Origin of the sequence: Escherichia sp. MOD1-EC6475, from assembly GCF_003046645.1 — a bacterium.
Lineage (GTDB): Bacteria > Pseudomonadota > Gammaproteobacteria > Enterobacterales > Enterobacteriaceae > Escherichia > Escherichia ruysiae.
Map to the genome: position 1 here is coordinate 24780 of NZ_PZKQ01000078.1, position 12277 is coordinate 37056.

5 protein-coding genes are annotated in these 12277 nt (G+C 52.2%); 1 reads left to right on the forward strand and 4 read right to left on the reverse strand.

Going from position 1 to position 12277, the window contains the following annotated elements; genetic code table 11:
• Positions 1–75: 75 nt before the first annotated feature.
• Complete coding sequence (gene guaA, locus A7589_RS20980; RefSeq protein WP_000138265.1) at positions 76–1653, reverse strand: glutamine-hydrolyzing GMP synthase; 1578 nt, start codon at positions 1651–1653, stop codon at positions 76–78.
• 68 nt (positions 1654–1721) lie between these two features.
• Positions 1722–3188, reverse strand: coding sequence for an IMP dehydrogenase (gene guaB / locus A7589_RS20985; protein WP_010349860.1), 1467 nt, complete (start codon positions 3186–3188; stop codon positions 1722–1724).
• Positions 3189–3349: 161 nt separating this feature from the next.
• Between guaB and xseA the strand changes: the two genes are divergently transcribed.
• A complete protein-coding gene (gene xseA, locus A7589_RS20990; RefSeq protein ID WP_000937957.1) occupies positions 3350–4726 on the forward strand; it encodes an exodeoxyribonuclease VII large subunit in 1377 nt (458 codons plus the stop codon).
• A 69-nt stretch (positions 4727–4795) separates the two neighbouring features.
• On the opposite strand, the gene A7589_RS20995 is transcribed toward xseA, so the two are convergent.
• Together A7589_RS20995 and A7589_RS21000 are read right to left on the reverse strand one after the other, a co-directional pair.
• The gene (locus A7589_RS20995) at positions 4796–11251 is read right to left on the reverse strand and encodes an adhesion domain-containing protein (RefSeq protein WP_024257349.1); all 6456 of its coding nucleotides are present in this window, start codon (positions 11249–11251) and stop codon (positions 4796–4798) included.
• Between the two features lie 115 nt (positions 11252–11366).
• A partial coding sequence (locus A7589_RS21000; protein ID WP_108188996.1) for a SinI family autotransporter-associated protein occupies positions 11367–12277 on the reverse strand: 911 nt, incomplete at its 5' end.

Sequence of the window (12277 nt, forward strand, 5' to 3'; positions counted from 1 at the left end):
TCTTAATTCAGATGTGAAGAATATTTAATAATGGCACTTATCCTTGTGCCATTATCATTAATCAATATAGGGAAATCATTCCCACTCAATAGTCGCTGGCGGCTTGCCGCTGATGTCATACACCACGCGGGAAATGCCGTTCACTTCATTGATAATTCGATTGGAAACGCGGCCGAGGAAATCGTACGGCAGGTGCGCCCAGTGTGCGGTCATAAAGTCGATGGTTTCGACAGCACGCAGAGAAACAACCCAATCATACTTACGACCATCGCCCATTACGCCAACGGAACGTACTGGCAGGAAGACGGTGAACGCCTGGCTGACTTTGTCGTACAGATCTGCTTTACGCAGCTCTTCAATGAAGATGGCATCCGCACGGCGCAGCAGGTCGCAGTACTCTTTCTTCACTTCGCCCAGCACGCGCACACCAAGGCCTGGTCCCGGGAACGGATGGCGATACAGCATGTCATACGGCAGACCCAGCTCCAGACCAATCTTACGCACTTCGTCTTTGAACAGCTCTTTCAGCGGTTCAACCAAGCCCATCTTCATCTCTTTCGGCAGGCCACCCACGTTGTGGTGAGACTTGATAACGTGCGCTTTACCGGTCGCAGACGCGGCAGATTCAATAACGTCAGGATAGATAGTTCCCTGCGCCAGCCACTTCACGTCTTCCAGTTTCAGTGCTTCTTCATCGAATACTTCAACGAAGACGCGACCGATGATTTTACGTTTTGCTTCTGGATCGTTTTCGCCAGCCAGTGCTGACAGGAAGCGGTCTTCTGCCGGAACGTGAACAATGTTCAGGCCGAAGCGATCGCCAAACATATCCAGAACCTGCTCTGCTTCGTTGAGACGCAGCAGGCCGTTGTCGACAAATACGCAGGTCAGGTTTTTACCAATTGCACGGTGCAGAAGCATTGCGGTTACGGAAGAGTCCACGCCACCAGAGAGGCCAAGGATCACTTTATCGTCGCCCACCTGCTCGCGGATGCGGGCTACCGCGTCGTCGATAATTTTCGCCGGAGTCCACAGGGCTTCACACTGGCAGATATCACGCACAAAACGCTCCAGCATACGCATACCCTGACGGGTGTGAGTCACTTCCGGGTGGAACTGCACACCGTAGAAGCGTTTTTCTTCGTTAGCCATAATGGCAAACGGGCAGCTTTCGGTGCTGGCTACAGTGACGAAATCTTGAGGAATTGCAGTTACCTTATCACCGTGGCTCATCCACACGTCAAGCAGTGGCTTGCCATCTGCGCTTAATGCATCTTCGATACCATGAATCAGCGCGCTATCAGTTTGGACTTCAACCTGCGCATAACCAAATTCACGTTCATTAGAGGCTTCAACATGACCACCTAACTGCATCGCCATAGTCTGCATACCATAGCAAACACCGAATACCGGTACGCCTGCTTCAAAGACATACTGCGGCGCACGCGGGCTGTTTTCTTCGGTGGTACTTTCCGGGCCGCCGGAAAGAATAATGCCGCTTGGATTGAAGTCACGAATTTGTGCTTCTGTCACATCCCACGCCCACAGTTCGCAGTAAACACCCAGTTCACGCACGCGGCGCGCAACCAGTTGAGTGTACTGAGAACCGAAGTCCAGAATGAGGATGCGATGCTTATGAATGTTTTCCGTCATTGACGCTTATTCCGAGGCAAGTGAAACAGATAATATAAATCGCCCGACATGAAGTCGGGCGAAGAGAATCAGGAGCCCAGACGGTAGTTCGGGGACTCTTTAGTAATGGTCACGTCGTGAACGTGGCTTTCCTGAATGCCCGCACCGCTGATACGTACAAACTCCGCTTTAGTACGCAGTTCGTCGATAGTACCACAGCCGGTCAGGCCCATACAGGAGCGCAGGCCGCCCATCTGCTGGTGGATGATCTCTTTCAGGCGGCCTTTGTACGCTACGCGACCTTCGATACCTTCCGGCACCAGTTTGTCAGCGGCGTTGTCGCTCTGGAAATAACGGTCAGAAGAACCTTTGGACATCGCGCCCAGAGAGCCCATCCCACGGTAAGATTTGTAAGAACGCCCCTGGTAGAGTTCAATTTCACCCGGAGATTCTTCAGTACCTGCCAGCATGGAACCTACCATCACCGCGCTTGCACCAGCAGCGATAGCTTTCGCAATATCGCCAGAGAAGCGAATACCACCGTCAGCGATAACCGGAATACCGGTGCCTTCCAGGGCTTCTACTGCGTCAGCAACGGCGGTGATCTGCGGAACCCCCACACCAGTAACGATACGAGTCGTACAAATAGAGCCAGGGCCGATACCGACTTTAACCGCGCTGCAACCTGCTTCTGCCAGCGCGCGGGCACCAGCAGCCGTTGCTACGTTACCACCGATGATTTGCAGATCCGGATATTTAGCGCGAGTTTCACGGATACGCTGCAGAACGCCTTCAGAGTGACCGTGAGAGGAGTCGATCAGCAGAACGTCAACGCCTGCGGCAACCAGTGCATCAATACGCTCTTCGTTTCCAGCACCCGCGCCAACCGCTGCACCAACACGCAGACGACCTTGTTCGTCTTTACACGCGTTCGGTTTACGTTCCGCTTTCTGGAAGTCTTTCACAGTGATCATGCCGATCAGGTGGAATTCGTCATCAACCACCAGCGCCTTCTCAACGCGTTTTTCGTGCATTTTTGCCAGCACAACTTCGCGGGCTTCGCCTTCACGCACAGTCACCAGACGCTCTTTCGGCGTCATGTAAACGCTAACTGGCTGGTTCAGGTCGGTCACAAAACGCACGTCACGACCGGTGATGATGCCGACCAGTTCGTTTTCTTCGGTAACGACCGGGTAGCCCGCAAAGCCATTACGTTCAGTCAGTTCTTTCACTTCGCGCAGTGTCGTGGTTGGCAGAACTGTCTGTGGGTCAGTCACCACGCCAGATTCGTGTTTTTTCACACGGCGAACTTCTTCAGCCTGGCGTTCAATAGACATGTTTTTGTGGATAAAGCCGATACCGCCTTCCTGAGCCAGAGCAATAGCCAGGCGCGCTTCCGTTACGGTATCCATTGCTGCGGAGAGCATAGGGATATTCAGACGAATAGTTTTCGTCAGCTGGGTGCTGAGGTCAGCAGTATTCGGCAGAACGGTAGAGTGAGCAGGAACGAGGAGAACGTCGTCAAATGTGAGAGCTTCTTTAGCGATACGTAGCATGGGCAATATCTCGACCAGAGTGGTTAATAAATATTGCCGTGGCATTATACAGAGCGTAACCGATTGCATCTACCCCTTTTTGCAAAAAATGCTTGCTATCCCCAGAAGGCGGGTTACTATCGATTGAATAACCTGCTGATTTAGAATTTGATCTCGCTCACATGTTACCGTCTCAATCCCCTGCAATTTTTACCGTTAGCCGCCTGAATCAAACGGTTCGTCTGCTGCTTGAGCAGGAGATGGGACAGGTGTGGATCAGCGGTGAAATCTCGAACTTCACACAACCGGCCTCCGGTCACTGGTACTTTACGCTCAAAGACGATACCGCCCAGGTTCGCTGCGCGATGTTCCGCAACAGCAACCGCCGGGTTACCTTTCGCCCACAGCACGGGCAACAGGTTCTGGTTCGCGCCAACATTACGCTGTATGAGCCGCGCGGTGATTATCAGATTATCGTCGAGAGTATGCAGCCAGCCGGTGAAGGCTTGTTGCAACAGAAATACGAACAGCTAAAAGCGAAGTTGCAGGCAGAAGGTTTGTTCGATCAGCAACTAAAAAAACCGCTCCCCTCCCCCGCGCACTGTGTCGGTGTTATTACATCCAAAACCGGCGCGGCGCTGCACGATATTTTGCATGTGTTAAAACGTCGAGATCCTTCACTGCCGGTGATTATTTATCCTACTGCCGTTCAGGGCGATGATGCGCCGGGGCAAATCGTTCGCGCGATTGAACTGGCGAACCTGCGTAACGAGTGCGACGTCTTGATCGTCGGTCGCGGCGGCGGTTCGCTGGAAGATTTATGGAGTTTTAACGACGAACGCGTAGCGAGGGCGATTTTTGCCAGCCGAATTCCGATTGTCAGCGCCGTCGGTCATGAAACCGATGTGACGATTGCCGACTTTGTTGCCGATCTGCGCGCACCAACGCCCTCTGCCGCCGCCGAAGTGGTGAGCCGCAATCAACAGGAGTTACTGCGCCAGGTGCAATCTGCCCGCCAGCGGCTGGAGATGGCGATGGATTATTATCTCGCCAACCGTACCCGGCGCTTTACGCAGATTCATCACCGTTTACAGCAGCAACATCCGCAGTTACGTCTGGCGCGGCAGCAAACCATGCTGGAGCGACTGCAAAAGCGGATGAGCTTTGCGCTGGAAAACCAGTTGAAGCGGGCAGGTCAGCAACAGCAACGGCTTGAACAACGTCTGAATCAGCAAAATCCTCAACCACGCATTCATCGCGCGCAGACTCGCATTCAACAACTGGAATATCGCCTGGCGGAAACTCTGCGAACACAGCTTAGTGCCACGCGTGAACGCTTTGGTAATGCAGTGACACATCTGGAAGCCGTGAGTCCACTGTCCACGCTGGCGCGTGGCTATAGTGTCACCAGCGCCGCCGATGGGACAGTGCTGAAGCAAGTTAAGCAGGTGAAAACGGGCGATACGTTGACCACACGGTTAGGTGATGGCGTGGTGATTAGTGAAGTCAGTGCTGTAACAAAGGCGCGTAAGCCGCGTAAGAAAGCGGCTAATCCGTAGGCCGGATAAGATGCGCCAAGCATCGCATCCGGCGCAGGCTCCCCGCTAATGCCGGATGCGGCGTAAATGTTACTGGAAGCAGGTGGCAAACCCTGGTGTCGTCGCCGGGGAGATAGCACAGTCCGATGATCCCGCAGGTTCAATGATACCGCAATAGAGGCTGCCTGAGCGGCTTTGCGATAAATACGGGAAGCTGGGCGATGACGGCCATCCCAACGCGCTAAATCTGGAATGCAGCGTTTGCAGTTCGCTGTATTCCGGTGCATTCCCCAGTCTGCCGCATTGTTTCGCCAGATCCCATTTACTGCTGTCAACCGTATGCGCCAGCGCCCAGATTTCATTATTGACGACCGGCGTTACCGCTGCGACAGCATTCGACGGCAGTTCTGACTTCAGCAACGGACGGTGCAGTGTTTTGCCGCTTACCGTCTCGGTGTCGCTCATATGCCCCCAGAAGTAGGCACTTGCCACGTTCGGGCTGGTCACTACTGTGAAAATGGCATCCATCGTCGCGTTGATGCTGGTGTTATCGGTCAGCGTCACCGTCAGCGGCGTTTTATATCCAGGCGTATTATCCTGTTTAATCATAAATGTCGCTGTACCGTCGGAACCGGTGGTTCCCTGGAGTGAATTACCACTATCAGTCATTATGACCGTCGCGCCAGTTGGCGGCTGAACGGTCAGCTCATCCATTGCCGCCACATCGCCATATAAAGTCGCACCTGGGTTGCGCGGCGCTGCATCACCGCGTTTCAGGCTAAAGGCCACGTTTGACACTGGGTTCCCGGCGTTGTCTCTCACGGTGACAGTCACAGGCATAGATTCCCCTTTCTTCACTTTCGCAGCCTGAGTAGAAGAATCAAACGCTGGTGAGGTAAGTGTTACCGCAGACACCGAAGCGTTAGGGTTCAGCAGGCAAGCCTGCATTGCACGAGTTCTCTGAGGTTCAACGGCTCCGGTATAGAGACTCACCGATTCGCATGGAGGTGCCTCCTTAGTCGCGTCACAGCCTGCTTTTGACGTCCACCAGTAATATCCACTTTGCTCTACCGGCCAGCCCGTTTGAGCCATCATTGTTCCATTGGGGTAACGGTTGTAGAGAGAGACAAGTTGATCAGCCGATGGATAGCGCGCATCCTCACACGCCTGCGTGCCGCTTCTTTCCCTTTGCTGCACCGTCGGCATAATCCAGGTCTCACTATTGATAATCTTACTGTTCACACCCGCTGTATTCGAGAGTTCAGCCTGGATTTTTGGTCGCACAAATACAGAGCCATCCGCCGCTGTCAGCGTTTCCCCCATATGTCCCCACATATTCGCCACGCTGACATCCGGGCTGGTGATAACCGTGAAAATCGCGTCCAGCGTGGCTGTTGGCATAGGGCTGAAGCCCAGTGCTTTTACGGTTATCGGCGTTCTAAGACCGGTCGTACTATCCTGGTGAAGATTCAGCGTCGCTTTACCCTGAGCATCAGTCTGAATAACCAGATAACTGGTATTACTACGACCATTCATGCTGGCGCTTTGTATGGTTTGTGCTGGGTTGAACGTATCAGCCACCAAATCATCCGTCGTTACCGTTTCGCTGAGCGATGTGCCCGCACGATTGTAGCTGGCGGCACGCAAAATCCCTACCGACTCAAATGGTGCAGGCGAGCCATCCGCACGGGTCACAGTAATCGTCAACGGAAGCGGTGAGCCTTTATGTGCTTTCCCGGCCGGTAACGAACTATCCCAGTTTTCCTCCGCAGTGGTCAGGGTAATATTGCCCACCGACTCCACACTTTCCAGACAGGTCTGGAAGTTGAGATCTGCAGAATCCGACGCGACATGTCCAGTATTCCCCACCTTGAGGTTAATATACTGATAATTAGGATTAACAGCGCCTGAACTGGAGACAACGCTTCGTGACCAGAAGTACGGCTTTGGCGCTGTTGACTTGTCAAGCGGCCAGCCCTGTGCCGTTTCAATCGTTCCTGAAGGGTATGTCTCATATAACGATTGCAGATCGCCAATAGACGGCAGTTTATCTTTACAACCTCCCTGCATACCACTCAGCGCATTATTGATAGTCAGTCGCTGCCAATATTCATTGTTAACAATAAGCCCATTGGAAGAACCGACTTCATCTTTTAACTGTGGGCGATGGAAGACTTTGCCGTTTTTAGCCGTTAAGGTCTCCGGCATATGACCCCAGAAGTTAGCTTTTGGCGTATCCGGGCTGGTAACGGTCGTGAAAATCGCGCTCAGCGTATTCGAGATAATGCCGTTACCGTCATCAATTTCTGCGGTGAGCGGGATACGCGTACCGTCTCCCTTATATATCTGGCGTAGTATAAAAGTGACCGTACCGTCACCACTGGTCATGCTGTAATATTTATTTCCGTCATCAAAATAACCGTTGGAATTATTGTAACTGTCTTGCACATAAATCAGCCGTGACTGATTGGTAATCTTACCGTTGTTGGTCGCATTTGAGGTTCGAGCCACGGTGAAACCATGATTCAACGTAATCGGCACATAACCTTTCGGATTTCCCTGGGCGTCGCGAGTGGTCACCGTCATGGTGATTTGATCCCCGGTATTGCTGTAGTCTGTTCTGACTTTTACTGCATCAAGGTTGTCATACTTTGCCGTTTTATCAGACGTTAATTCGATGGTGCTCACCTTCGGATTTGCCGTTGTCTGGCAGGTCAGATACCCTAACTCCGTGGATGCCAGACTGTAGCTGGTCCCGTCGCTCAATTGTACGCTTTTATATTTGCGATCCTCGATACTGTCTTTTTCCGGTGTGCTGGAGTCGTAACCTTTTTTTAGCAAGACAGGCCAGCCATCTACCGCATGTCCACGCCATTCACTGGCGAGTGTGAGTAACGCGTCCTGAGTCGGAATATAATCCGCGCCACAGCCGCCATTACTGGCCTTCGTCGCCTGATCTTCGGTAAACAGAGCCCAGCTTTCGTTATCCTCTACATCAGACTTACGTTTGGCGGCAGGGCTATCGGTTAGTTCCGTAAACAGAATCGGCCGTTTAAATGTCAGTCCACCTGCGCTCAACGTTTCCGGCATGTGGCCCCACATATTCGCTTTATCGGTATCCGGACTGGTAACCACGGTGAAAATGGTATCCATTGCAGCCTTTTTTGTCGGATCGGAATAGAGCGCGGCGGTGAGCGCCGTTTTCGTGCCGTGGGTATCCGGACGCGTAATATTGAGAATTTTACTTCCGTCGCTACCGGTTAGTGCCACATATGCTGTCGCTGTATCGTTGAGCACCATCTCATCAGGCAGACCCGCATCAACCACCACCGATGAAACAATCCCATCACCGCTACCTGCCGTATGACGTTCACCAGAACGGGTATATCCATCGCCACGTTTCAGGGTAAATGGCATATCTGCCATCGGGTTACCGGCAACGTCTTTGACCGTCACCTTCACCTGTAACGTCTCGCCCTTTTTCAGCTTTGCCGCATTAAGCGAACTATTCCACTGCGCCTGATCCACCACTTCCAGTGTAATGATGCTTGCGGGAGGGTTAGCATCTTTCAGACAACTCATATAAATCGAGTCATCGGCAGCATTCTGTACGTTCCCGTTATTCAACCAGACGGAGGCAAGGTGCGGAACTTTATCCATCGGCGTGCCGCTCCAGTATTGTTCACGCAAGGTGGGCCAACCATGAACGGTTTGAATCGTATTGTTACTGTTGGCGTTGTATAGAGCGGTAAGCTGTGACTGGCGTGGCACTTTATTTTTCTCGCAACCGCCAGCCGCGATATTTTCGATATCAGACTGCGCCACACGTACCCAGGTTTCGTTATTTTCCACAAGTGAACGGTTTCCTGCGCTCACTTCAGAGAATAATTTCGGTCGCTTAAAAGTTATAGAATCCACAGTGATGGATTCGTCCATGTGACCCCACATTTGCGCGCTGGCTACATCCGGGCTGGTGGGGGTAGTAAAAATCACGTTGTAGTTAACGGTATTAGGAACATAAGAGTTGGTCGGCGTGATATCCAGAGGAGTCCCCAGCCCAACGCCTTGCGGCTGCTCAATGTCCACCGTTGCTATACCTCGAGCGTCGGTTGTACCGGAATAGACTGTTGTGGGCTGAGAAGTACCGTAGAAAGTACCGTTCATCTCTATCGCGCCGCTGGTTGGATCATCAAACCCGGTAACCTGCCCTGGGCGGTTATACCCCATGCCTTTGGTGATGGTGAAATTTGTAAACGGCACCGCCGCGTCATTTAATGCATTATAGGTTCGCACTGTCATGACAATTTTTTCACCGACTTTAGCCTGCGCCCGGCTTCCAATAGCAACATCATGATCGGTCGTGACCGCCACCTGCGCGACCATTTCATTACCTGAACAGGAAAGGTAATTTCGTTTAAAGCCAGAGTAACTATCGACCAGCCCCGTTTTGAAACTGACCGATGAATGCGTCGCCTGCTCCACCGCGCTTAAGTAATCTTGTTTTGCCGTTGGCCAACCGTATTTTGTGCCTATAACATTAGCAGGATAAGCGTTGTACAGGCTTTCCAGCGAACTCTGGCGCGGAATATGTCCAGTTCTACATTCCGCCTGCATAGAGCCATTTTGGTCAAACAGTGCCCAGTCTTCGTTATTTTCCCGCATAGAACCCAGTTCATGAGCAGTTTCATCCGCCAGCAGCGGGCGTTTAAAGACGCTACCAGATTCGATAATCCCGAGCATATGCCCCCACATTCTGGCCTTATCGCTGTCCGGACTGGTTACTACTGTGAAAATGACATCTTTCGCATCAGACGCAGTGAAGTCACTACGCATTCTCGCCGTAATATGGGTTTTAACGCCAGCGCCATCGGGCTGACTCAACCTCAATGAGGCCTGACCGTTAACATCTGTTATCCCTTCATAAGTATGCGCATCAACCTGGTGAAAATTGGCTCCTCCCGTTATTTGCACCGGATGCGCTTCCCATGCGTCGTCGGATTGATTCTTTCGGTTGATGCCATCATCCAGATGCAGCGAGAAATAGTAGTAAGCCAGCGGCTGACCATTATTTTTGTTATCGGTGATTGTCAGTCGCATAGAGGCATCTTCACCCACCTTAACCTTCATCGCCTGTACCGTTGAGTCATAGCTTGCAGGTGTGAGAATCAGTTTTGGTTCAACTTCCGGTGCCTCTTTATCCACACAGCTAACAATAAGTTTTGTATCGTCCGGTTTTTGCGCTTCGCTACGGTTAGACACATCTGCCGCATGATGCTGCCCGGTCATGCCCGCGAGGGATGACCAGTAATAATCTCCCTGCATCGGCCAGCCAGCGACTTCCTGAATTGATGTAGGAACCACCGTCGCCATCGCGCCAAACTGGCGCATACCTGGCAAAATATCGCAGTGATTATCTGCGCCACTCCAGGTGAAGATTGACCAGGTTTCATTATGATCGTCGACACTGCCTGCTTCATTATCGACTTCAGCCGCCAGTTTCGGACGGCTGAAGGTATAATCCCGAGCCTTGAGCGTATCCGCCATATGACCCCACATGTTTGCCTGTGGTACGTCCGGGCTGGTGAGAACGCTAAAAATGACCGCCGTTTCGCTGGTTTGGCTAATGCCAGACAGGCTTACGACCAGCGGCGTTTTTACGCCTTGCCCGTTCGGTTGAGCCACCGTTACCGTCGCCGTACCATTTTCATCCGTCGTGCCGTGATATTCCGTTGCCGTGGTGGTAAGTTCCGTACTCCCCAGTTTTACCGGACCGATGTTATTCACCACGCCCTGACGGTTTTCTGCATCCCGACGTTTGATAATAAAAGGAATATTTCCTGCCAGATTGCCCTGACAGTCTTTCGTCGTCACCGTTAGCGTAATTGAACCATCCACGGTCGTTTTTGCCGCTTTCAGCGTATCGTCATATCCGTTAGCGGTAATGGTAACCAGATCACCCTGTGCAGCCGCGATGTTCAGCGTCACTTTATTATCAACCAACGGCACTGACCCCTGATTAGGTACGCCCGTTAAGGTAAAGAGATAAAGTAAAGGTATCGTTTGTTGTTGGTCAATTCGCGGCCAGGCAACCAGAGAATGTCCAGCCAGATCCTGGGCACAAAATGACCTGTCTGGGCGCGGCTGTGGATCTAACGGCGTATCCGGCGTGGCGGCCTCAGCCCACACCAGAGACACAGAAGGTGGATTTTGATTTTCCCAACGCAGCAGCGGTGGCGTGGCGAAAACGTCCCCTTCAGTATCCAGAGGGTTCTGTAAGATCATCTGCGTAGCCGTATCATCTACGCTAAATTCACTGGGTTTTGCAAAGGCCTGAACATCGTGAGGTTCTGTCGGTTCAAGCAGGGTGCTGCCCTGATAAACGGGTATACTGGCGCTCTCTGCCTCAGGCACAGTGCCATTGATTGCGTCGGTCGAGATACCCGTTTGTTGCCACTGGCCACCTTTTAACACTGCCGCTACCTGAAAAGAAAGGGAGAGCAGTAAAACCGCCGTTATCGCTTTTATCAGTTTCAAAGCCCCGCCCATAATTGAAACCTGCCCGTTTAAAGTTACTTTTTCACCTCAACCCACTTTGCTTAACACAGGTTAAGCAAAGTGCGCGGAAAAGCACCATTCCCCTGGGGAATGGTGCCGGTGACGATTATTTTCTCTGGTAGTCGATGGACAAACCGTAGCCCTGAACACCATCTGCGCCAATTGTGAGGCCGCCTTCGCTGTAGTCGAACGCAGTCTTCGCTTCGGCATTGGTAACCGGGATAACCAGGTCGCTGTTGTTGTAGCTCGGGTTGACAATCCCCCCCGCCGTCCGCAACTGCAGACTGGTGCCGGTAAAGCGCCAGCGGTAGTTGTACTGGCTGGTAACCTCTTCACCCGTATCGTAGGAACCGTTGCTGTTTTTATCTTTCCACAGCATGACCTGATAGGTGGTATTCGTTTTAAGTTTGGTATCTTTGCCCAGCAGGTTGGTATTGATATCCTTCTCGTGAATGACAACTTTAACTGCGTCATCAAATACTGGCCCTTCAGGAATATCATCGCTGTCAGAACCACCGCCTGCGTTAGTAGAGAGATCCAACAGCACCAGTTGTTCTGCGACGTTAGGGTCGCCGGTTGTCGTGGTTGGGGTAATTTTCAAACCGATATAGCGGTCAGCATCTGCTGCGGCAATGGTGTAAGTATCACTGCCAGCAGTACCGATCTCCTTCGGATCGCCCCCCGCCTGGTCACTAAAGCTCATCCATTGCAGCGTCGCTTTTGTCGCGGTGTTGTTGTCATCAAGATCGCCCTGGGTATCGCCAATGGCCCAGTTTGCCGTTAACTTATCGCCAACATGAAATTGCTTTTCGCCATCCGTAGATGCAGTACGACCACCGCGATCAACGGTTATGGACACATGAGATTTATCGGCGTCGGTGATTTCTGTCGCGCTACGGGTTATCCACGGCACTGTACCCTGAATCGTTCCGGTTGATTGCGTCTCTGATTGCCACTGGCCAGCTCTTAGATTGCCCTGCCCTTCTGCCATGGCGGCAGGTACTGCGCAGTACCCTG

Bases quoted from the DNA above. Each gene is read 5' to 3' on its own strand.
- guaA (WP_000138265.1), bottom strand. From the start codon at position 1,653: ATGACGGAAAACATTCATAAGCATCGCATCCTCATTCTGGACTTCGGT.
- guaB (WP_010349860.1), bottom strand. From the start codon at position 3,188: ATGCTACGTATCGCTAAAGAAGCTCTCACATTTGACGACGTTCTCCTC.
- xseA (WP_000937957.1), top strand. From the start codon at position 3,350: ATGTTACCGTCTCAATCCCCTGCAATTTTTACCGTTAGCCGCCTGAAT.
- A7589_RS20995 (WP_024257349.1), bottom strand. From the start codon at position 11,251: ATGGGCGGGGCTTTGAAACTGATAAAAGCGATAACGGCGGTTTTACTG.